The organism is Pseudarthrobacter sp. rb (assembly GCF_056389225.1).
Genome location: NZ_JBWJAR010000008.1, coordinates 210,249 through 231,221 on the forward strand (window position 1 = coordinate 210,249; position 20,973 = coordinate 231,221).

Below are 20,973 nucleotides of genomic sequence, written 5' to 3' on the forward strand. Positions count from 1 at the left end.
GGTTGGCTCCCCGGGGGGGGGCGCCCCCCCCACGTGTTGCGGGGCGCCGCGCCCCCGCCGGGGGGGCCCCCACTACCCGGCCGTGCCGGCGTGCCCGCCGGCGTCCTTTTCGTGCTTGCGCTTTTGCTCCGCAAGCTTCTGCTTCTCCAGCCACGTCATGATGTCGGCCGTCCGGATCCGGCGGTGCGATCCGCGGTACTCCACCGGGATCTCGCCGCGGTCCGTCATGTTGCGGAGGTAGGTGTGCGAAATCCCGGCCAGTTCGGCCGCCTGCGAGGTGGTCAGCATCTCCTCCACGCTGCTCACGGTCACCGTTTCGCCGCGTCCCAGCCTGGCGAGGAGATCCACGACGGCGTCCCTCGCCTGTCCGGGCAGCCGGTGGACCGTGCCGTCCACGAACACGGTGATGTCATTGCTGTCCTCGAGGGCGCGCGTCAGGCTGCGGGCCTCGCCGGCGGGCAGGCCGGCCGTGACGCGGGGGGCTATCAGTGCCATGGACGTAGCCTATCCCGGGTGTGGCCGGCGTGCCCGCAGGCGTCAGAGCCCCAGTTCCTCCAGGACCGGGAGCTTTTCCCGCACCCAGGCGCGGGCTTCGGTGGCGCTCGGCGCGGACAGGGCCAGCTTGGCCAGCTCCTGGGCTTCGGACAGGGTTACGGTCTTCAGGACCGCTGCCACCGCGGCAAGGGACCGCGCCGTCATGGACAGGGTGCTGACGCCAAGGCCGGTGAGGACGACGGCGAGGGCGGGATCGGCGGCAGCCTCACCACAGACGCCCACGGGCTTGTCGTGGCCCTCCGCGCGGGACCCTTCGACGGTCAGTCCAACGAGGCGCAGGACCGCGGGCTGCCACGGGGTGTTCAGGTTGGCCAGTGGGCCGAGTTGGCGGTCGGCAGCCATGGCGTACTGCGTGAGGTCGTTGGTGCCAAGGCTGGCGAAGCTGACTTCGCGCAGGATGGCCTCGGCGGTCAGGGCCGCGGAAGGAACCTCCACCATGACGCCAGGGGTTTTGATGCCGGCGTCCGCGCACATCGAAGCGAAGCGCGAGGCTTCCTCCGCGGTGGAGATCATGGGTGCCATTACCCAGACGTCAGCCTGGGACTGCTGCTGGGCCAGGGCGATGGCCTCGAGCTGCCGGTCCAGGACGCCGGGGGTGGTGAAGTCGGTGCGGTAGCCGCGGACACCAAGGGCCGGGTTGGGCTCCGTGGAATCGGTCAGGAAGGGCAGGGGCTTGTCCGCGCCCGCATCGAGCGTGCGCAGCACCACCTTCTTGCCGGGGAAGGCATCGAAGACGCTCTTGTAGGCAGCCGCCTGCTCCTCAACGGAAGGTTCGGTGTCCCGTTCCAGGAAGCAGAACTCGGTGCGGAAGAGGCCTACGCCCTGGGCTCCGAGCTTGGCGGCGGCTTCGGCGTCCTTGCCGCCACCCACGTTGGCGAGCAGCGGCACCTGGTGGCCATCCGCCGTCGTGCCCGTGCCGGTGAACTCAGCCAGCAGCGACGCCGTGGCTGCCCACGCTTCCGCCGTTGCACGGAGGGTCTCGTCAGGTTCAGCGGTGATGCTGCCGCCGGCGCCGTCCACGTACACCTCGGTGCCGTCCGGCAGTTCGTCGACGCCCACCGCGGCAACCACGGCGGGCAGGCCGAGGGAGCGGGCGATGATGGCAGTGTGGGACTGGGGGCCGCCGCCTGCGGTGACCAGCGCCAGGACCTTGTTCGGGTCAAGGGTTGCCGTGTCCGCGGGGGCAAGGTCCTCTGCCACCAGCACGAACGGGGTGTTGGAGGCGGGGATGCCGGGCGCGGGCACGCCCCGCAGCGCGGCGACAATCCGGGCACGGACGTCCAGGACATCGGTGGCGCGTTCTGCCATGTAGCCGCCCAGGTTGTGCAGCATCTCGGACACAGAGGAGCCGGATTCCCAGATGGCGCGTTCGGCAGAAACACCCCGGGCCACCAGCTTGGCCGCCCCCTTGATCAGCATGGTGTCCTTGGCCATCAGTGCAGTGGCCTCCAGGACAGCCTTGCCGTCGCCGATGGCGTGCGCGGCGCGCTCCTTCAGCTCGTCGTGCACCGCCTGGGAAGCAGCCTTCAGCGCTGCGGTGGCTTCCTCGGCAGTGGTGTCCGGAGCCAGCTGTTCACCGGCGGGAGGCTCACTGATGGGTTTGGGCATCTGCCGGATGGTGCCGATGACGCGGCCTGGGCTGACGCCTACTCCTGGGAAGTTCTGCACTGAAGGTCCTCATTCTCTGCCGGTAGACAGGCCCGCCAAGTTCTCCGGCGCCGTGCCGGGTCCGCCGGAGGACTGCTACGTCCAGGGGCGGGAAACGTGCCTGAAAAAATTGTATGTGATTCAGTTCATATAGCAACGCTATAGGTGTTAGGGTAGCGGTTATGAGTTTGGATGGCCAGCTTCCCCCCAAAATGCGGCTGCTCCGTGCTGCCGCGGAACTGCTGGCAAATTCGGCCGGAGCTCCGGTCTCCACCCGCCAGATCACCCAGCTGGCAAGGGTTTCGGCTCCCACCCTCTACCACCACTTCGGTGACAAGGAAGGTCTGTTCGACGCCGTCGTCGCCGCAGGGTTTGAGGAATATGTCGCGGGCGAAAGGGATTTCGCCCCCTCCGGACAGCCCCTTGAGGACATCCGGAGAATGTGGGACAACCACGTCCAGTTCGGCCTGAACCAGCCCGAGCTGTACCTGGTGATGTTCGGCAACATCCGTCCGGAAAGCCGGCCCGCCATCGTGGCGGATGCCGAGGCGCTGATGGAAGAGATGCTGAATAAAGCAGCGGCGGCGGGCCAGCTGAACGTCCAGCCCAGGGAAGCGGCCAGGTCCATCCTGGCGGCCAACGTGGGCGTGACGCTCATGCTGATCGCGGAGCCCGCCACCGAACGCAACCTCGAACTGTCCACCATGACCCGGGACGCCATGATTTTCGCGGTGTCTGCCGAGCCCGCCAGCGGCCCGGCCCCGGGCGGCACCGGGAAGTCCTCGGTGGTGGTGGCAGCGATCGCCCTGAACGCCGCACTTCAGGCCTCGCACTCTGACCAGCTTTCCAGCTCGGAACTCAAGCTTTTCCTCGAATGGCTCCACCGGATCTCCACCAGCCCGGCCGGATAGCCCCACAACCCCGCATTACCCAGCAGTACGTCGTCGTAATCATCGGACCAATCCTGCGGAGCAGCAGGAATGACGGTTAGGAAATCACATGGCAACAGAGACAGTTGCAAAACCCCGCACCAGCGCGCGCGTGCACGTCCAAAAGTTCGGGACATTCCTGTCCGGCATGATCATGCCCAACATCGGCGCGTTCATCGCCTGGGGCATCATCACCGCCCTCTTCATCGAGAAGGGGTGGCTGCCCGTTCCGCAGCTCGGTGGTTTCGGTGAAACCGGCGGGAAGCCGAACATCGGCCTGGTAGGCCCCATGATCACCTACCTCCTGCCGCTGCTGATCGGCTACACCGGCGGCAAGATGGTCTACGACGTCCGCGGCGGCGTGGTGGGAGCCATCGGCACCATGGGCGTGATCGTGGGCGCCGGCATCCCCATGTTCATCGGCGCCATGATCATGGGCCCCCTGGGCGGCTGGACCATGAAGAAGATCGACTCCATCTGGGACGGCAAGATCCGCCCCGGCTTCGAAATGCTGGTGAACAACTTCTCCGCCGGCATTTGGGGCGCGCTCCTGGCCCTGCTGGGCTTCTACGGCATCTCCCCGCTGGTCACCGCCTTCAGCACGGCCGCCGGCAACTTCGTCCAGTTCCTGGTGCAGAACGGCCTCCTGCCGCTGACCAGCATCTTCATCGAACCCGCCAAGGTCCTGTTCCTGAACAACGCCATCAACCATGGCGTCCTCACCCCGCTGGGCGTGCAGCAGTCCCTGGAGCAGGGCAAGTCCATCCTGTTCCTGCTGGAAGCCAACCCCGGTCCCGGCCTGGGCCTCCTGCTTGCGTACACGTTCTTCGGCCGCGGCGCCGCCAAGGCATCGGCTCCCGGTGCAGCCCTCATCCAGTTCCTCGGCGGCATCCACGAGATCTACTTCCCGTACGTCCTGATGCGCCCGCTGCTGATCCTGGGTACCATCGCCGGCGGCATGACCGGCATCGCCACCCTGGCCATCACCAACTCCGGCCTGGTGGCACCCGCCGCGCCTGGCTCCATCTTCGCCGTCCTGGCGCAGACCTCCCGCGACAGCTACTTCGGGGTGATCCTCTCCGTGGTGCTCGCCGCGACGGTTTCCTTCCTGGTGTCCTCGGTCATCCTCCGCACCACGAAGCACAGCGATGAGGCCGACCTGGGTGACGCCACCGCCCGCATGGAGGCCATGAAGGGCAAGAAGAGCTCCGTCGCCTCCACCCTCACCCGTGCCGGTGCCGGTGCCGCTGCCGCGGGACGCGGCGGCGTGGGCGTCCTTGCCGGCCCCGTGCGGAACGTGGTGTTCGCGTGCGACGCCGGCATGGGCTCCAGCGCCATGGGCGCCTCGGTGCTGCGGAACAAGATCAAGGCTGCCGGCTTCCCGGACGTCAAGGTCACCAATGCCTCCATCGCCAACCTCACGGACACCTACGACGTCGTGGTCACCCACCAGGACCTCACCGAACGCGCCAAGCCGGCCACGTCCAGCGCCGTCCACTACTCCGTGGACAACTTCATGAGCAGCCCGCGCTATGACGAGATCGTCGAGCTGGTCCGCGACAGCAACACTGAGGGTGGAACGGCCGACGCCGGCACCACCCACGGTGCCCACGCCGCAGACGCCCCCGTGGACGCAACGCCCGCTGCCGCGGGAACAGCTGCAGGTGCGGCGACGGCAGGCGGAACAGCCGCCGCCAACGGAACCTCCGAGATCCTGGCCCGCGAGAGCGTGGTGCTCACCGGTTCGGCCACCACCCGCGATGCCGCCATCGACGAGGCCGGCCGGCTCCTGCTGGCGCGGGGCGCCGTGGATGAGGGTTACATCACCGCCATGCACGAGCGCGAGGAATCCGTGTCCACCTACATGGGCAGCTTCCTGGCCATCCCGCACGGCACCAACGCCGCCAAGGACCACATCCGCAAGTCCGCGGTTTCTGTCATCCGCTACCCGGAGGGCATCGACTGGAACGGCAAGGAAGTGAAGTTCGTGGTGGGCGTGGCAGGCATCAACAACGAGCACCTGCACATCCTGTCCTCCATCGCCAAGGTGTTCACCAACAAGGAGCAGGTGGCCCGGCTGGAGGCTGCCACGTCCGAGGACGAAGTCCTGGAGCTCTTCGGAAAGGTCAACGCATAGTGAAGGCTGTACATTTCGGTGCCGGCAACATCGGCCGCGGCTTCGTGGGCCTGCTCCTGCATGACGCAGGCTACGAGGTGGTGTTCGCGGACGTGGCTGAGGAACTCATCACCCGGCTCTCGCAGGCGGACAGCTATGCGGTGCACGAGGTGGGGGAGAACCCCGCCGTGCGCACCGTGGACAACTTCCGGGCGCTGAACTCCAACGCCCAGGAAGCGGAGCTGGTCCACGAAATCGCGACGGCGGACATCGTCACCACGGCGGTTGGCCCGCACATCCTGAAGTTCGTGGCGCCCGTGATCGCCAAGGGCATCGTTGCCAGGGAACCGGGGCTTGCGCCCCTCCAGGTGATGGCCTGCGAGAACGCCATCAACGCCACGGACATCCTGGCCAAAGAGGTGGCCTCCCAGCCTGGTGTCACCGCCGCAGTGCTCGACGGCAAGGCAGTCTTCGCCAACACCGCCGTGGACCGGATCGTGCCCAACCAGGAGGCCGGGCAGGGCCTGGACGTGACGGTGGAAACCTTCTACGAGTGGGTCATCGACCGCACCGCCTTCGGCGATTCCGTTCCGGTGATTCCGGGAGCCACCTTCGTGGATGACCTCTCGCCCTACATTGAGCGGAAGCTGTTCACCGTGAACACCGGGCATGCCTCTGCCGCGTACCTCGGCTTCGAAGCGGGCGTGGAGAAGATCTCGGACGCCATGGCGGACCAGGATGTGGCCGAAGACGTGCGTGCGGTGCTCGAGGAAACCAAGCAGCTCCTGGTGGCCAAGCACGGATTCAGCAACGACGAACAGGAGGCCTACGTCCAGAAAATCCTGGTCCGGTTCTCCAACCCGTACCTGCCGGACACCGTGACCCGGGTGGGCCGTGCGCCGCTGCGGAAGCTGAGCCGGCACGAACGTTTCATCGGCCCGGCGGCGGAGCTGGCGGAACGCGGCGTGGTGCCGGAGGCCCTCCTCGGCGCCATTGCCGCCGCCCTGCGGTTCACGGATCCCGGCGATGCCGAGGCCACCGAGCTGGCAGGCATCCTGGGCTCGGCCAGCCCGGCCGATGCCACGGCGAAGATCACCGGGCTCGAGAAAGACCATCCGCTGTTCAATGCCGTTGCCACCCTGGTGGAGGAGCGGCAGGCGGAGCTGGCCGGCACCCCCGCCTGACCTGGCCGCCTTCCGGAATAACCGACGTACTCGACAAACCGCGACGCCGGCACCCACGCGGGTGCCGGCGTCGCGGTTTTCCTGTGCAAAGCTGGGCAGGTGATCCCTGCCCAAGATGCCGTTCCTGCCCTGTTCACTGCCGACGTCGACGGCGGCACGTTCCGCCTCCGCCACGCCACCCCGGCCGACCTCCCCGCCATGGTGCGGCTGCTGGCCGATGATGCCCTGGGCGCAGGCCGCGAAACCGCGCAGGACATGGAACCGTACGAGCATGCCTTCGACGCGATAGCGGCAGACCGGAACCATCTGCTGGTGGTGGGCGAACTGGTGCCGCACGGCGAAGCCGCAGGCGCGGCAGTTGCCACCTTCCAGCTGAGTTTCCTGCCCGGCATCTCCCGGAAGGGTGCCTGGCGCTCGCAGCTCGAGGGCGTCCGGGTGGACGCGTCCCTCCGCGGCCAGGGACTCGGGAAGCTGATGGTGGGCTGGGCGGTCGGGGAGTCCCGCAGGCGCGGCTGCACCCTGATGCAGCTGACCACGCACCGAAGCCGCACGGCAGCGCATCGGTTCTACGAGCAGCTGGGCTTCGAGGCCAGCCACGTCGGCATGAAGCTGGCCCTCTAGGCCTTGACCGTTAGGTACCCTAAATGTTAGGGTACCTAACGATGAATACCAACAATCCCCAGCTCCAGGAACTAGCCAGCGGGTTCCGCGAAGCCCTCCGCCACAGCGTCTACCTGGTCCGGCGCCTCGACGCGGACGGTGAACTCAGCGCCGCCCAGCTCAGCACGCTCAAGATGCTGCTCGGTGAAGGCCAGCGCGTCGGTGAAATCGCCCGGAACCTCGGGGTCCGCGTGCCCAGCGCCACCGAGCAGATCATCAAACTTGAACGCGCCGGCCTGGCCCGCCGCGAGCCGGATCCGGCAGACTCCCGTGCCGTCCGGGTGATCCTCACCCCCGAAGGCCGTGCCGCCGTCGACGCCGCAAACAAGCGCCGCAACCAGGTGATGGCCGACATCCTCAGCACCCTCACCGACCAGGACCGCAAAGCCCTGTCGGAGGCCCTGCCGGTCATCGACAAGATCAATGCATCCCTCCAGAACTGAACCAGCCACCCACCCTGAATCAGCCACGAACTTAGGAGTACCCTCCATGGACGGCCAGCTCGCAGAAACCCTGCCGGCACCAGAATCAACCCTGCAGGCCGAAAAGGCCTCATTCCTGAAGCAGCCCAAGGCGGTCTGGGCCACCGCCCTCGCCGCAGTGTTCGCCTTCATGGGCATCGGGCTGGTGGACCCCATCCTCCCGGCCATCGCCACCAACCTGGACGCCAGCCCCAGCGAGGTATCCCTGCTCTTCACCAGCTACTTCCTGGTCACCGCGCTGGCCATGCTGATCACGGGTTTTGTTTCCTCCCGGATCGGCGGCAAGAAGACCCTGCTGATCGGCCTGGCCGTCATCGTCGTCTTCTCCTCGCTGTCCGGCCTGTCCGCCAGCGTCGGTGAGCTGGTGGGCTTCCGCGCCGGCTGGGGGTTGGGCAACGCCCTCTTCGTGGCAACCGCCCTCGCCGTGATCGTGGGCGTGGCCAGCGGCGGCGCCGGAACCGCCATCATCCTCTACGAGGCCGCCCTGGGCCTGGGCATTTCGCTCGGGCCGCTCCTTGGCGCCCTCCTGGGCGGCTGGCAGTGGCGCGCACCGTTCTTCGGCACCGCCGTCCTGATGGCCGCCGCCTTCATCGCCCTGATCGCCCTGCTGCCCACGACCCCGCTGCCCGAACGCAAGGTGCGGCTGCGGGACCCCCTCCTGGCGCTGGGCCACAAGGGACTGCGGACGACGGCGGCGAGCGGACTGTTCTACAACTACGGCTTCTTCACCATCCTGGCCTTCACCCCGTTCATCCTGGGCATGGACGCGTACGGCATCGGCGGAGTCTTCTTCGGCTGGGGCGTAGCCGTGGCAGTCTTCTCCGTCTTCGTGGCTCCGCCGCTGCAGGCCCGCTTCGGCGCCGTGAAGGTCCTGACGGGCACGCTGTTCCTGCTCATGCTGGACCTGGCCGGCCTGGGACTGGCTGCCGGGCACTCGGTTCCTGCCGTCGTCGTGCTGGTGATCGTTGCCGGTGCACTGCTGGGCGTCAACAACACCATCTTCACCGAACTGGCCATGGGCGTCTCCGATTCGCCCCGGCCCGTGGCATCCTCCGGCTACAACTTCGTCCGCTGGATGGGCGGCGCACTGGCCCCGTTCGCGGCAGCCCAGCTCGGCGAGCACTTCGGCCCGCAGGTCCCGTTCTTCGCCGGCGCCGTGGCCATGGTGATCGCCATCCTGATCGCGTTCGGCGGCCGGGCCTACCTGTCCTCGCACGAACCTCACGTCGTGTAACCGCCGCACTTTTAGGCAGTAAACAGCAAACCCTCCACCACGCCATGTGATGGAGGGTTTGCTGTTGTCCGGCGAAAGCTGATGGGGCGTCGCCGGAAAGGCCGCGGGATGTGAGGGGGCGTTACTTGGCTTTCGCTGAACCCTTCGGCACGAACAGCGTCTCGGCCTGCTCCAGGGACATGCCGTTGGTCTCCGGCACCTTGAACATGACGAAGAAGAAGGACGCGGCAGCGAACAGGGCGTACATGGCATAGGTCAGCGGCAGGGACGCGGACGCCATGACCGGGAAGCTGAGGGTGATCACGAAGTTGGCCACCCACTGCGCGGCAGCTGCGAGGCCCAGGGCCCGGGCGCGGATCCTGGACGGGAAGATCTCGCCCAGGAGCACCCACACCAGGGGTCCCCAGGAGGCGCCAAAGCTGACCACGAACACGTTGGCGGCAACCAGGGCCACCGGACCCCACGCACCCGGGAGGGTGATGTTCTCGCCGGAGCCGATGGCCGAGGAGAACGCCAGGGCCATGGCGCCCAGGGACACGGCCATTCCCACGGAGCCGGCGAGCAGGATGGGCCGCCGTCCCACGCGGTCCACCAGGGCAATGGCCACCAGGGTAACCAGGATGTTGGTGATGGACGTTGCCACCGAGATGGCCAGGGAGTCCTTCTCCTGGAAGCCCACAGCCTTCCACAGCGTGGTGGAGTAGTAGAAAATCACGTTGATCCCCACGAACTGCTGCAGCACGGACAGGACGATGCCCACCCAGACCACTGCCTGCAGGCCCAGGGTCTTCCCGCGCAGCGAGCCCTTCTGGCCGGCCACCTTGTCTTCCTCGATGGCTTCCTGGATCTCGCGGATGTGCCGGTCGGTGTCCTCGGCGGGGGCGATCGAGGCGAAGACCTTCCGGGCCTCGTCCTCCTTGCCCTTGAACACGAGGAACCGCGGGGACTCGGGCAGGGTGAAGGCAATCCAGCCGTAGACCACGGCCGGGACTGCGGCAGCGAGGAACATCCAACGCCATGCCTCAATGCCCAGCCAGAAGCGCTGGTCCGCGCCGCCGGCAGTGGTGGCCAGGAGCGCGTCGGACAGCAGGGCGGCGAAGATACCGGTGGTGATGGCCAACTGCTGCAGCGAGGCCAGTCGGCCGCGCACCTGCCGCGGCGAAATCTCGGAGATGTAGGCCGGAGCGATGACCGATGCCAGGCCGATGCCCAGCCCGCCCACCAGGCGCCAGAACACCAGGTCCCAGACGCCGAAAGCGAACCCGGTGCCCAGGGCGCTGACCAGGAACAGCAGCGCGCCCAGTTTCATGGCGGGGATGCGGCCGTGCCGGTCCGCCACCTTGCCGGCCAGGAAGGCGCCGGCCGCGCAGCCCAGGAGGGCAATGGCCACGGCAAAGCCTGTCACGGCCTCGGAGAGCGCGAATTCTTCCTTCAGGGCATCCACGGCCCCGTTGACCACGGACGAGTCAAAGCCGAAGAGGAATCCGCCCACCGCCCCCGCGAGCGCCAGCCAGATCACCCGCCGCGGAATCCCGGTGGTGGTCTGCTCCTGTGCAGTGGGCATGGTTCTCCCTGGGTTTGGGGTTTTATGGATGCGGTGCGGACGTCGTCGGCTGCGGTACCGGCCAAAGGGGCCGGCGCACACGCGCTAAACAGTGTGGCACGTCACCGCCCTAGGTTCCACTTGGCGCCCCTGTCCCCTTAAGCGACTGTCCCCTTAAACGCCGGACGACGACGGCGGGCCGTGCCGCCGTCGTCGTCCGTTCAGTGCGCTCCCGGGGTGGGGCACCCGGCTAGTGCGCCGGAATCTCCATGCTGTCCCTGTCCTGCGGGGATGCCTTCTGGTCGGTCAGCTTCTTCCGGGGGAGGGCGAAGCTGATGAGGAAGGCCAGGCCCGTCAGGGCTGCCGCGGTCAGCATCACCGTGTCAATGGACGTGGCGAAGCCTTCGGTGATGGGCCTGGTCAGGGTGCTGTTGGCGGTGTGCAGCCAGCTGGTGTCGTTCAGGGAGTCGTTGGACGCACCGTTCTTGAAGAAGTCGTACAGCTTGGCGTTGGCCGGGTCCGACGCGACGGCGGGGTCCTTGAGCACGGCCAGGTAGGCGGGGTCCGTGGCGGCGGCCTTCATGCTGTCGGCGATCCGGCTGGCAGCCAGGCTGAACAGCATGGAGATGAAGACGGCGGTTCCTACGGCACCGCCCATGGAGCGGAAGAACGCTGCCGAGGAGGTCCCCACGCCCATGTCCCGCGGCGGTACCGAGGTCTGCATGGCCAGCGTGAGCGGCTGCATGCAGAAGCCCAGGCCCACTCCGAAGAACACCGCAATCAGGCCCGGCACCCACAGGTCCGTGTCTACTCCCAGCGAGAAGCCCATCACCAGGGCCGCCGCCGTCAGGATTCCGGTACCCATGATGGGAAAGATGCGGAACGTGCCCGAGGCGGAGATGGTGCGGCCGGCCGTGATGGATCCGAACAGGATGCCCACCGTGAAGGTGATCATCATCAGGCCGGCTTCGGTGGGGGTGAGGCCCTTCACGAGCTGGAGGTACATCGGGAGCATGGCGATGGCGCCGAACATGCCGATGCCGATGATGAAGTTCAGCAGCGAGGACAGGCCGAACGTGACGTTGTGGAAGAGCCGCAGCGGGATGAGGGCGTAGTCGCCGGCGCGTTTTTCCGCCAGCAGGAACCAGGCAATGCCCACCACGCCCAGGCCGTAGCAGAGGAAGGAGTTCAGCGATGTCCAGCCCCAGGTGCGGCCCTGTTCGGCCACCAGGAGGAGGGGAACGATGGCTACGGTGATCGCTGCCGCGCCCCAGTAATCGATCTTCTGCTTGAGGTGCTTTGCGGGCAGGTGCAGGAACAGGAACACCACCGTCAGGGCGGCGAGGCCGATGGGAATGTTGATGAAGAACACCCAGCGCCAGCCGTCGAATCCCAGGATGTTGGCGGAACCGGCGAACGCGCCGCCCACCACCGGCCCCAGGACCGAGGAGATTCCGAACACGGACATGAAGTAGCCCTGGAATCTGGCACGGTCCTTGAGCGAGACGATGTCGCCGATGATGGTCAGTGCCAGGGCCAGCAGGCCGCCGGCACCCAGGCCCTGGATGCCGCGGGCAATGGCCAGTTCGGTCATCGAGTGCACGGACCCGGCGTAAAGCGAGCCCACCAGGAAGACGGCGATGGCGGTCAGGTACAGCGGGCGGCGCCCGAAGATGTCGCTCAGCTTGCCGTAGAGCGGGGTGCTGACCGTGGACGTGATCAGGTAGGCGGTGGTGGCCCACGCCTGCAGGGAGAGTCCGTCCAGGTCGTTGGCGATGGTGTAGATGGACGTGGAGACGATGGTCTGGTCAAGGGATGCCAGGAACATGCCCAGCATCAGGCCCACCATTACTGTGACGATCTGGCGTCGCGTCAGGGTTTCGCCGGCGCCTGGCGCGGCAGTGGCTTTGGACATGGGTGCTCCAAGGGAAGAAAAAGGATATAAGCAGCGATAGTTGCTTTCAGTAACTATCTTACTGGTTCTTTCTATTCCCCGCCGTGCGTATTTTGTTGCTGAAGCTTTTGCCCGTCCGCCCTTACGGTTCCACGAGGATGCCGTCGGGGTCGCACCAGACGGTGGCTCCGGGGCGGAACGTCACGCCGTCGATCACCACGTCCACGTCGACCTCGCCGGCTCCGGCCTTCCGGCTCTTCCTGGGGTTGCTCCCGAGGGCCTTGACGCCGAGGTCCAGTTCAGCGATTGCCAGCCGGTCGCGGATGGCGCCATTGATGACGACGCCGGCCCAGCCATTGGCGACGGCGCTTTCGGCGATCATGTCCCCCATCAGGGCAGTGCCCAGCGAGCCACCGCCGTCCACCACCAGTACCGCACCGTTCCCCGGCGAGCCGAGCGTGGACTTCACCAGGGCGTTGTCCTGGAAGCAGCGGATGGTCCTGACCGGACCGCTGAAATGGGACCGGCCACCCAGGGACTGGAACTGCAGGGACACCGATGCCAGTGCGTCGCCGCGCTCATCATAGAGATCGGCAGTGTTCATGGCCGGTGCGGATCCGTTTCCTGCTGGTGTGGTCACGTGGCTCTCCTCGCGTAGTGGTGGATTATGCACATCCGGCGCCTGGCGCAGGGCGGCGCGTTACCGCCCACGATAGTCTGATCCCACCGCCAACCGGCCGTACCAGGGGGGAGCCAAACCAATGAGTGTGTCCAATACGCCCGCGCCGGATGGCACCTTCGCCGGCCACTCCCCGGCCGCGGCGCTCGCCGAACCGGTTGAGCGGGTCACTGCCCGCTGGGTGACCGGGCTGGTGCTGGTAAACGTGGGGATTAATGCCGCTTTCTTCGGCCCCATCAACGTCTTCATCGGCCAGCAGGCCATCAGCATCGATGCACCCGCCAAGGAAGCCATCCTGTCCCTGGTCACGGCCTGCGGCGCGGCGGTGTCGCTGGTGGCCAACCCCCTGTTCGGTGCGCTGTCGGACCGGACCACGTCACGGTTCGGGCGGCGCGCGCCGTGGGTGCTGGCCGGGGCAGTGCTTGCCACCGCGGCGCTGCTGGCCATGTCCTTCTCGGGTGCGGTGGCGCTCATGGTTCTCTTCTGGTGCCTGGTGCAGCTGGGCGCAAACGCCGCCTACGCCGCCATCACCGCCGCAGTCCCGGACCGGGTGCCGGTGGTCCAGCGCGGGGGAGTGGGCGGACTCGCGGCAATGGGCCAGACCCTCGGCATCCTCACGGGGGCGGTCTTTGGCGCCGTGGTCTCCGGGAACTTCATGGTGGGCTACTGGCTCTGCGCAGGTGCGCTGCTGTTCTCCGTGCTGCCGTACCTGTTCCACCGGAACGACCCCCAACTTCCCAAGTCGGAACTGGCGGCTTTCCGCCCTCGCGTCTTCATAAAGGGCTTCTGGATCAGCCCGTTTATCTACCCCGACTTCGCCTGGGCATGGCTGACCCGTTTCCTGGTCAATGTGGGCAACCAGCTGACCATCGTCTACCTCCTCTTCTTCCTGCGCGACGTCATCCACCACGGGGATCCCGCCACGGGAGTGCTGGTCCTGACCGGCATCTATGCCGTGATGGTGATGATCACTGCCGTCGTCGCGGGGCCCTGGAGTGACAGGGTGGGGCGGCGGAAGCCCTTCGTCATCGGGTCCTCCGCCACCATCGCCATGGCCGGAGCCATCATGGCGTTCTTTCCTGTCTGGCCCGGCGCGCTGGCCGGTGCCGCGGTCCTGGGCATCGGGTTCGGCGCCTACCTGGCCGTGGACTTTGCGCTGCTGACACAGGTCCTGCCCTTCGCCGTCAGCCGGGGCAAGGACATGGGCGTCATCAACGTGGCCAACTCGCTGCCGCAGGTGGTTGCCCCGGCTTTGGCGCTGCTGGCCGTGAACCACTGGGGCGGCTACCGGACACTGTTCCTCACCGCCGCTGCAATTGGCCTCTTGGGCGCCGTGTTCGTGGTGAAGATCAGGGGCGTCGACTGACCCCTTGGGGGCCTGAAGATAAGGCCGCTGACTAATTAGGGCATGTGCCTGTGCCGTATAGTTGAACCGGGCTGCAGGGCGGTACGGAAGTGGGGGCGCTCCTGGCCGCAGTCCCTACGACACAACCCCGGAATGCTGATGCCCGAGACTTTTTCAGACCATCCGCCCATGGCCGCCAGGCCTTCCGCTCCACGCCAGCGCCTCCGCTACGCACGGATCCTTGATACCGCCGCCGGGTTTGCCCGCACGGGGCTTGATGCCGTGGAACTCTCCCAGGTCGCAGAAAAAGCAGACGTACCGCTGGGCACGCTCTACCGCTACTTTCCGTCCCCCACCCATCTGATGCTGGCGCTGTACCGGCAGCAGCTGGACGAACTGGAGGCAGGCTCCCGCGGCTCGTCCGCCCGCTTCCGGGGCCGCGCACTTTCCGGCCTGCTGATGGAAATTTTCCACATGCGCGTCATGCAGCCCGCGGTGGAGCAATGCCTGAGCCGGGGCGTGTACCTGCCGGACAAGGACACCACGGAACTCCTGCGCGAGATCGATGCACTCAGCGAAAAGCTCGTAGCGGGCGCCTGTGGTGATGCCGTGGGAGCAAGGGTCCTCCTCCTGACGGTCACTGGTCTGGTCCAGTCCGTGCGGAACCGCCGGCTTTCGCTCTTCGAAGCCGAGGAAGACCTTAAAAAGGCCTGCGGGCGGCTGTCTCCGGGAGCCGAGGCCGGGTTAACAGTGAGTCGATCGGCGTAACTGGTCTAGACCAAAGTCGGATTAAATCCGCCATAATCACGTGATGCGGGCCACATATATGGCAGATAAAACGTTTTATCAGGCGTCGCCGCTGTCAAGAGGTGCCACCAAGGCAGTCCGGGGCTGCCTACCATGGAGGCACAGGAGCGGCAGGGCGGAAACATCCCCGGCGTTCCCACGGACCCGCCACCCCTGGGTTTCCTGTCGCACTACTTTTCCATGCTGGGCCCGCTGCCGGGCTCCAGTTCCATGTGCCGTGCGCCCACGGCAAGCACCAGGAGACAACGACGTGTCCATTGACGCAATCACCGCCACCGACAACTCAGCAGCGACTGCCCTGACCGAAGACGAGATCTTCAGCGCCCACCAGGGCGGCAAGCTGTCCGTCACCAGCACTGTTCCGCTGTCCAACAAGCGGGACCTGTCCATCGCCTACACCCCGGGTGTCGCCGAGGTCAGCCGCGCCATCCACGCCAAGCCCGAACTCGCACGCACGCTGACCTGGGCCGAGCGCCTGGTGGTCGTTGTCAGCGACGGCACGGCTGTCCTGGGCCTGGGCAACATCGGTGCCAGCGCCTCGCTGCCCGTCATGGAAGGCAAGTCCGCCCTGTTCAAGACCTTTGGCGACCTTGACTCCATCCCGCTGGTCCTCAACACCACCGACGTCGACGAGATCGTGGAAACCCTGGTCCGCCTGCGTCCCAGCTTCGGCGCAGTGAACCTTGAAGACATCTCGGCGCCGCGCTGCTTCGAGCTCGAGGAAAAGCTCATCGAAGCCCTGGACTGCCCGGTCATGCACGATGACCAGCATGGCACTGCCGTGGTCGCCCTTGCTGCGCTGACCAACGCTGCCAAGGTGACCGGCCGCGGCCTGGAAGGGCTGAAGGTCGTGGTGTCCGGCGCCGGCGCGGCCGGGATCGCCGTCGCCGAAATCCTCCTCGCAGCCGGCATCACCGATGTGGTCCTGCTCGATTCCCGGGGCGTCATCAACAGCGGCCGGGAGGACCTGGCCGCCAGCCCCGGGAGCAAGAAGGCGGACATCGCCGGCCGCAGCAACCCCCGCGGCATCACCGGCGGCCCTGCTGAAGCCCTCGCTGGAGCCGATGTGTTCATCGGCGTCTCCTCCTCCAAGCTGGACGAGGCACACCTGGCCTCCATGAACCAGGACGCCATCGTCTTCGCTCTCTCCAACCCGGACCCGGAAGTCCTGCCCGAGGTTGCCGTGAAGTACGCCGCCGTCGTGGCCACGGGCCGCAGCGACTTCCCCAACCAGATCAACAACGTCCTGGCGTTCCCGGGCATCTTCCGCGGTGCCCTTGACGCAGGGGCCCGCCGCATCACGCCGGCCATGAAGCTGGCCGCGGCACGTGCCATTGCCGAGCTTGCCGCCGAGGACCTGTCGGCGGACTACATCGTCCCCAGCCCGCTGGACCCGCGCGTGGCCCCGGCGGTCACCGCCGCCGTCGCCGCAGCGGTGGAAGCGGAGTAGGGCTCCTTTCCTCCGGAACCACGACGGCGGTGCCTCCTTCCCCGAAGGAGGCGCCGCCGTCGGGCGTTAAGGCGCTGAACCAGGGCACCTAGACTGGGCATCATGAGCTCCGAGACCGTGGTGACCATCCTGTGCGGCCTGGCGATCCTGGTGGGGGTAGCCGGCACGATCATTCCCGTCCTGCCCGGGAGCGTGCTGATCGGTGTCAGCCTGCTGGCGTGGGCCATCTGGGGCGGTGCCGGGACGGCGGGGTGGGTGGTGTTCGCGGTGGCCATGATCTTTGTCGCCGCGGGAATGACGGCAGGTGCCGTCCTGACCGGCAGGAAACTCAAGCAGCACGCCATTCCCAGCCGCAGCATCGTGGTGGCGTTGGTGGCGGGCGTCGTGGGGATGTTCATCATCCCCGTGGTGGGGCTCTTCGTGGGATTTGCTGCCGGCCTGCTGGCCAGCGAGTTCCTCCGCACGCGGAACTTTACGACGGCGGCGAGGTCCAGCTGGGCCGCACTGAAGGCCACCGGCGTAGGTATGCTCGCTGAATTCGGGCTCGCCTGCCTTGCTGCCAGCACCTGGGTGATCGGTGTGTGGATCGCCGCCGCGAACGGCTGATTCTAGAGTCCCAGTCCTCCGAGCTTGTCGCCCAGGCCGCCGGGAAGTTTGTCGCCGAGTCCGCCGGGAAGCCTGGAGAGCAGTTCGGCAGGGTTGATGCCGAGTTTGGACAGCAGCCCGGCATGCTGTTCGGTGTCCACCTGGTCCGGCAGTTCCGACTCTGCCTGTGAGGCTTTGCCCTGGTCTCCCTGGGACCGCAGGAGTTCAAGGATCTGGTTCTTGTCGATTTGCATGGCATTCTCCTCAACGGGATTTATTTACTAAGGGTGCTTACTACCTTTCCTGAAAATGATGTTCGGGACAAGGCCTTCGCCATGTCTGTGCTCAGCGATGCAGCGCATCGAGCAGGCATCAGCTGCCGGTTAGCATTTAAGGATGAGCGCCGGGGAGACTGCACCGATTTACTGGGACAGCCGCGACCTCACCCCTTTCGGACAGGCACAGCTGCGCACTCCTGTCCATGACCTTGCCGGGGGAGTGGGTGGCCTGCTGACCGGTGTCCTGGGCGGACGCAACCCCGCTTTGCTGTCCATCGACGGCGAGGTGCCCCGGCTCAAGCGGCTGCTGCCCAAGCCTGCCAAAGCGGTCCACGAAGCCGTCTTTACGAGCCGCGAGCCGGAACGCCTGATCACCCTGGCGCGCGCCTATCCCGGATGGGCCGGGCTCTGCTATCTGATGGCCGGGCTGCTGGTGTACAAGCACGGCGGCTATCTGCGCGCTTCCGAGCTCCTTCAGCGGGGGCTCACCACCAGGAACGACGATGAAGCCAACAGGTACTCCTCCACCTATCTCACCAGGATCGTCACCCGGATCGAGCTGGCTGAGCGGGTGGAGATCCCCGTCCTGTTCAGCGAGGAATCGGTGTTCCTGGCCCTGGCCCACTCGTTGCGCGAGACCGGCCGCACGGAGGCTGCGCTCGACGCGCTGGCGGGGCTGCCGCCGTCGCTTCCCATGGCCCTGGCACGCTGCTCCCTTGCCCTCAGCCTGGGCCGAAGCCGCACGGTCATCGACTGGACGGAGGGACTGCTGAACGCGGACGACCTCTCCGCTGCCCTGCTGCTGGTCCGTGCCCGCGCCCTGCGCAGGGAAGGCCGGCTGGACGCTGCCCACCAGGCGATCGTCGAGGTCCTGCGCCGCCGCAAGACTCACCTTGCGCTGCGCAATGACGCCCTGACGGACCGGGCGCTGCTGGTCCTGGAATCGAGCCGCCGCTCGCTGAATCCGCGCGACTGGGGACGCCGGCGCGGGGACCCTGAACCCCAGCGGGAGCTGGAGGCTCCGGCGCCCATCCGCAAGGATGAGGAAATGCGCCGGATCTGGGAGCAGGACTGGAAGGAACTCAGCGGGGATTAGGACCCGTTGGCCTACGAGTGGTTGGCCAGGAAGGGCAGCAGTTGCTCGCCGAGCAGCACAGTCCCCAGGACCACCATGATGATGCCGCTGGCCAGGGTTACCGCCCGCGCTGCGCCGGGCCTGCTCTGCAGCAGCGTGCGCGACAACAGGGCCACCACCGTATAGACCAGGCCTGCCAGCGCCACGAACGTCATGCCCAGGAGGCCCGACTGCACCGGGACGGGCAGCGACGCGTCGGCGCTGACGAACTGCGGAATGAGGGCCACGTAGAAGAGCAGGCCCTTGGGGTTGATGCCGCTGGTGCCCATGCCCTGCAGGAAGGTGCGCAGCTGTGTTCCGGGCCCGACGGCGGCATCCGCACTGAAGCTGGCGCCGCGCCATGACCGGAGGGTTCCCACCCCGAGCCACAGCAGGTAGCCGGCGCCCGCCAGGGTGATCCAGCCAAGGACTCCGGGCATTCCGGCCAGCACCGCAGCCAGGCCTGCCACCAGCAGGGCCGTGTGGAGGACGTACCCGCCGCAGAGCCCTGCGACTGCGGGGACAAAACTGCGCTGCCGGAGACCGGCCGCGATGGTGTAGGCCCAGTCCACTCCCGGGGTGCAGGCCAGGGCGGCGGCCACCACCAAAAAGGCCAGGAACAGCTGCGGGTTCATGCGATTCTCCTGTCTAAGGGCTCTCAGGAGCAACCATAGGAAGAATCAGGCCAAAAGTGCTGTCCTGTTTTCGCCCGCCCCGCGGCAACCGCAGTATATTTATTGCGTGCTGGATCAAGTTGACAGAAATATTTTGCGCCACCTCCAGGAGGACGGCCGGATGACTGCCACCGCCCTCGCTGCGAAGGTGGGCCTCACGGTGGCGCCGTGCCACCGCCGGCTCCGGGATCTCGAGCAGTCCGGAGTCATCCGCGGGTACAAGGCGGATGTCGACCCCGCTGCCGTGGGCCTGGGATTCGAGGCGATCGTGTTTGTCACGCTCCGCCAGGTGGACAGGTCCACGATGGAGATCTTTGAGAACCGGTTGGCGGAGAATCCCAACATCATTGAGGCGCAGCGGCTGTTCGGGTCACCGGACTACCTGCTGAAGATCATCGCGGCGGACCTGCCGGCCTACCAGCGCTTCTACGACACCGAGCTCACATCCCTGCCCGGGGTGGAGCGGCTGACCTCAACGCTGGTCATGAAGAACCTGAAGTCCAACGCGGGGCCGCCGGTGTAGCAGCCGCCTAGGGTTTACCAGTGGCAGCGATGCCGGCCTGGGCCTCCGGGGTGTAGTACTTTCCGGCGAGGTGCACGGAGTAGATGAATGTCATCCGGCCGGTGTCGTGGTTGGAGAGGATTTCGGCGGAAAATACTGTTCCCGTCTTGTTGCCCATTCCGGGATTCCACTGCTTTTTGCCGGAACCGTCTTTGAAGTCGGTGCCGATAGGTTCGGCGTCCTGGAGAATGACGAACCCGAGTTCATCCGCAGCCCGCCTGATTTCGGCGTTGGCGTCCTGTGCGTCCGGGTAGTTGATGAAAATGTCGATGTGGTCCACCGTGTTGTCCGCGCCGGGACGGATGCGGATGGTGTCGGTCCGCATGTCGACCACGCCGCGGGGCGTGGTCATGCTGACATCGATCAGCTTGCCGGAATCCGCTGCCACCAGGGCTCCGTCGGATCCTGAGGGAAGCCCGAGGGCGGACAGGTCCAGTGGCAGGCGGGTGAAGTCGAAGGCCACCTTCCCGCTGCTCTTAATCGCGTTGATGCCTTCCGGTGTGAACTGGGAATTGCCCTCAGCCACGATGGGCGCTTTTTCCCCGGCCGGCATGAACGCGCAGCCGGACAACAGGAGCACGCTGGCCAGGAGTGCGGCGGCCGGAAGGCGCCTCACTGGATGCCCGCAGCTTCGACGTCTGTGCCGCAAAAGTCCCACGCCATGGTTGTCCCCCCAGTGAATTCCTGGATGCCAGCCTAGCGGCGCGTGCCGGACCCGGCGATGGGGAGGGCTATCCTTCGAGCAGGCCGGTGGTGCGGTACGGGATGACCTCGCGCAGGAACATGCTGGTGGACGTCCGGACAATGCCGGGGCAGAGCCGGATTTCTTCGGAGACCCGGTAGAGGTCGTCAGGGCTTTTGGCCACCACGCGGATGAGGAGGTCGGTATCACCGGCCGGCGCGTGGCACTCGAGGACTTCGGGGATCCTGCGCAGCGCGGCGATGGCCTCGTTCAGGTGGCTCTGGTCCAGTTCTGCGCTCACGGCCGCGGCCACACCCCTGCCGAGGGCCGACGGGAGTACGCGGCTGCTGTTGGGGCGGAGTGCCCCCGACGCCGACATCCGTTCCAGCCGCGACTGCACGGTTCCCCGGGCCAGGCCCAGCTTCTGTGCCAGCACCATGATCGGAATGCGCGGGTCTTCGTCCAAGGCGTTCAGGATGCGCTTGTCCGTGGCGTCCAGTTCCTGCAATCTGACCACTTCCTGGCTGCTTCATTGTCAGGATTTGATCAGAAT

At 66.7% G+C, this 20,973-nt stretch carries 21 protein-coding genes; 12 read left to right on the top strand and 9 right to left on the bottom strand.

Translation table 11 applies throughout. The features are described from left to right. Positions 1-72 precede the first annotated feature (72 nt). Together ACWRN3_RS13155 and ptsP are read right to left on the bottom strand one after the other, a co-directional pair. On the bottom strand, positions 73-495 hold the full coding sequence (locus ACWRN3_RS13155) for a helix-turn-helix domain-containing protein (RefSeq protein ID WP_255173685.1): 423 nt from the start codon (positions 493-495) through the stop codon (positions 73-75). Between the two features lie 42 nt (positions 496-537). Further along, on the bottom strand, positions 538-2,223 hold the full coding sequence (ptsP, locus tag ACWRN3_RS13160; protein ID WP_255173684.1) for a phosphoenolpyruvate--protein phosphotransferase: 1,686 nt from the start codon (positions 2,221-2,223) through the stop codon (positions 538-540). A 161-nt stretch (positions 2,224-2,384) separates the two neighbouring features. On the opposite strand from ptsP, the gene ACWRN3_RS13165 reads away from it, so the two are divergent. The 6 genes from ACWRN3_RS13165 (at position 2,385) to ACWRN3_RS13190 (ending at position 8,807) form a co-directional block, all read left to right on the top strand. Continuing rightward, on the top strand, positions 2,385-3,113 hold the full coding sequence (locus tag ACWRN3_RS13165) for a TetR/AcrR family transcriptional regulator (RefSeq protein ID WP_476740892.1): 729 nt from the start codon (positions 2,385-2,387) through the stop codon (positions 3,111-3,113). A gap of 88 nt (positions 3,114-3,201) precedes the next feature. Beyond that, a complete protein-coding gene (locus ACWRN3_RS13170; protein ID WP_476740893.1) occupies positions 3,202-5,268 on the top strand; it encodes a PTS mannitol transporter subunit IICBA in 2,067 nt (688 codons plus the stop codon). Continuing rightward, positions 5,268-6,431, top strand: a complete 1,164-nt coding sequence (locus tag ACWRN3_RS13175; protein ID WP_255173682.1) for a mannitol-1-phosphate 5-dehydrogenase — start codon at positions 5,268-5,270, stop codon at positions 6,429-6,431. Before ACWRN3_RS13170 ends, ACWRN3_RS13175 begins: the two co-directional genes overlap by 1 nt. 129 nt (positions 6,432-6,560) lie before the next feature. After that, complete coding sequence (locus ACWRN3_RS13180) at positions 6,561-7,052, top strand: N-acetyltransferase family protein (protein ID WP_476740911.1); 492 nt, start codon at positions 6,561-6,563, stop codon at positions 7,050-7,052. A 41-nt stretch (positions 7,053-7,093) separates the two neighbouring features. Beyond that, complete coding sequence (locus ACWRN3_RS13185; RefSeq protein WP_476740894.1) at positions 7,094-7,534, top strand: MarR family winged helix-turn-helix transcriptional regulator; 441 nt, start codon at positions 7,094-7,096, stop codon at positions 7,532-7,534. 46 nt (positions 7,535-7,580) lie between these two features. After that, a complete protein-coding gene (locus ACWRN3_RS13190) occupies positions 7,581-8,807 on the top strand; it encodes an MFS transporter (protein ID WP_476740895.1) in 1,227 nt (408 codons plus the stop codon). A gap of 121 nt (positions 8,808-8,928) precedes the next feature. On the opposite strand, the gene ACWRN3_RS13195 is transcribed toward ACWRN3_RS13190, so the two are convergent. The 3 genes from ACWRN3_RS13195 to rraA form a co-directional block, all read right to left on the bottom strand. Continuing rightward, positions 8,929-10,371, bottom strand: a complete 1,443-nt coding sequence (locus tag ACWRN3_RS13195) for a sugar porter family MFS transporter (RefSeq protein ID WP_324643509.1) — start codon at positions 10,369-10,371, stop codon at positions 8,929-8,931. A gap of 229 nt (positions 10,372-10,600) precedes the next feature. Then, the gene (locus ACWRN3_RS13200) at positions 10,601-12,265 is read right to left on the bottom strand and encodes an MDR family MFS transporter (RefSeq protein WP_476740896.1); all 1,665 of its coding nucleotides are present in this window, start codon (positions 12,263-12,265) and stop codon (positions 10,601-10,603) included. A gap of 121 nt (positions 12,266-12,386) precedes the next feature. Continuing rightward, positions 12,387-12,848, bottom strand: coding sequence for a ribonuclease E activity regulator RraA (gene rraA / locus ACWRN3_RS13205; RefSeq protein ID WP_324645327.1), 462 nt, complete (start codon positions 12,846-12,848; stop codon positions 12,387-12,389). 157 nt (positions 12,849-13,005) lie between these two features. On the opposite strand from rraA, the gene ACWRN3_RS13210 reads away from it, so the two are divergent. The 4 genes from ACWRN3_RS13210 (at position 13,006) to ACWRN3_RS13225 (ending at position 17,131) form a co-directional block, all read left to right on the top strand. Further along, positions 13,006-14,289 (top strand): MFS transporter, encoded by a 1,284-nt coding sequence (locus ACWRN3_RS13210; protein WP_476740897.1) that lies wholly within the window; start codon positions 13,006-13,008, stop codon positions 14,287-14,289. 138 nt (positions 14,290-14,427) lie between these two features. Next, positions 14,428-15,036: a TetR/AcrR family transcriptional regulator gene (locus tag ACWRN3_RS13215; RefSeq protein WP_476740898.1), complete on the top strand. Its 609-nt coding sequence runs from the start codon at positions 14,428-14,430 to the stop codon at positions 15,034-15,036. 289 nt (positions 15,037-15,325) lie between these two features. Further along, positions 15,326-16,525 (top strand): NAD(P)-dependent malic enzyme, encoded by a 1,200-nt coding sequence (locus ACWRN3_RS13220; RefSeq protein WP_324643505.1) that lies wholly within the window; start codon positions 15,326-15,328, stop codon positions 16,523-16,525. Between the two features lie 102 nt (positions 16,526-16,627). Then, positions 16,628-17,131: a DUF456 domain-containing protein gene (locus ACWRN3_RS13225; RefSeq protein ID WP_275181989.1), complete on the top strand. Its 504-nt coding sequence runs from the start codon at positions 16,628-16,630 to the stop codon at positions 17,129-17,131. Between the two features lie 2 nt (positions 17,132-17,133). Here ACWRN3_RS13225 and ACWRN3_RS13230 read toward each other — a convergent pair whose 3' ends face one another. Beyond that, on the bottom strand, positions 17,134-17,364 hold the full coding sequence (locus ACWRN3_RS13230) for a hypothetical protein (RefSeq protein WP_476740899.1): 231 nt from the start codon (positions 17,362-17,364) through the stop codon (positions 17,134-17,136). 142 nt (positions 17,365-17,506) lie between these two features. Here ACWRN3_RS13230 and ACWRN3_RS13235 point away from each other — a divergent pair, with 142 nt between their 5' ends. After that, entirely contained in the window at positions 17,507-18,484 is a 978-nt protein-coding gene (locus ACWRN3_RS13235) for a hypothetical protein (RefSeq protein ID WP_476740900.1), read from the top strand. Positions 18,485-18,495: 11 nt separating this feature from the next. Here the strand turns inward: ACWRN3_RS13235 and ACWRN3_RS13240 are convergent, their stop codons facing one another. Further along, positions 18,496-19,137, bottom strand: a complete 642-nt coding sequence (locus tag ACWRN3_RS13240) for a LysE family translocator (protein WP_255173671.1) — start codon at positions 19,135-19,137, stop codon at positions 18,496-18,498. 106 nt (positions 19,138-19,243) lie between these two features. Between ACWRN3_RS13240 and ACWRN3_RS13245 the strand changes: the two genes are divergently transcribed. Beyond that, entirely contained in the window at positions 19,244-19,699 is a 456-nt protein-coding gene (locus ACWRN3_RS13245; RefSeq protein WP_476740901.1) for an Lrp/AsnC family transcriptional regulator, read from the top strand. Between the two features lie 7 nt (positions 19,700-19,706). On the opposite strand, the gene ACWRN3_RS13250 is transcribed toward ACWRN3_RS13245, so the two are convergent. Beyond that, a complete protein-coding gene (locus ACWRN3_RS13250; RefSeq protein ID WP_476740902.1) occupies positions 19,707-20,354 on the bottom strand; it encodes a hypothetical protein in 648 nt (215 codons plus the stop codon). Positions 20,355-20,469: 115 nt separating this feature from the next. Next, entirely contained in the window at positions 20,470-20,928 is a 459-nt protein-coding gene (locus ACWRN3_RS13255) for an Lrp/AsnC family transcriptional regulator (RefSeq protein WP_255175682.1), read from the bottom strand. Positions 20,929-20,973: the final 45 nt, after the last annotated feature.

Coding starts and splice junctions, on each gene's coding strand:
- ACWRN3_RS13235 (WP_476740900.1), top strand. CDS start 17,507: ATGAGCGCCGGGGAGACTGCACCGATTTACTGGGACAGCCGCGACCTC.
- ACWRN3_RS13195 (WP_324643509.1), bottom strand. CDS start 10,371: ATGCCCACTGCACAGGAGCAGACCACCACCGGGATTCCGCGGCGGGTG.
- ACWRN3_RS13170 (WP_476740893.1), top strand. CDS start 3,202: ATGGCAACAGAGACAGTTGCAAAACCCCGCACCAGCGCGCGCGTGCAC.
- ACWRN3_RS13200 (WP_476740896.1), bottom strand. CDS start 12,265: ATGTCCAAAGCCACTGCCGCGCCAGGCGCCGGCGAAACCCTGACGCGA.
- ACWRN3_RS13230 (WP_476740899.1), bottom strand. CDS start 17,364: ATGCAAATCGACAAGAACCAGATCCTTGAACTCCTGCGGTCCCAGGGA.
- ACWRN3_RS13240 (WP_255173671.1), bottom strand. CDS start 19,137: ATGAACCCGCAGCTGTTCCTGGCCTTTTTGGTGGTGGCCGCCGCCCTG.
- ACWRN3_RS13225 (WP_275181989.1), top strand. CDS start 16,628: ATGAGCTCCGAGACCGTGGTGACCATCCTGTGCGGCCTGGCGATCCTG.
- ACWRN3_RS13210 (WP_476740897.1), top strand. CDS start 13,006: ATGAGTGTGTCCAATACGCCCGCGCCGGATGGCACCTTCGCCGGCCAC.
- ACWRN3_RS13155 (WP_255173685.1), bottom strand. CDS start 495: ATGGCACTGATAGCCCCCCGCGTCACGGCCGGCCTGCCCGCCGGCGAG.
- ACWRN3_RS13215 (WP_476740898.1), top strand. CDS start 14,428: ATGCCCGAGACTTTTTCAGACCATCCGCCCATGGCCGCCAGGCCTTCC.
- rraA (WP_324645327.1), bottom strand. CDS start 12,848: ATGAACACTGCCGATCTCTATGATGAGCGCGGCGACGCACTGGCATCG.
- ACWRN3_RS13185 (WP_476740894.1), top strand. CDS start 7,094: ATGAATACCAACAATCCCCAGCTCCAGGAACTAGCCAGCGGGTTCCGC.
- ACWRN3_RS13165 (WP_476740892.1), top strand. CDS start 2,385: ATGAGTTTGGATGGCCAGCTTCCCCCCAAAATGCGGCTGCTCCGTGCT.
- ACWRN3_RS13190 (WP_476740895.1), top strand. CDS start 7,581: ATGGACGGCCAGCTCGCAGAAACCCTGCCGGCACCAGAATCAACCCTG.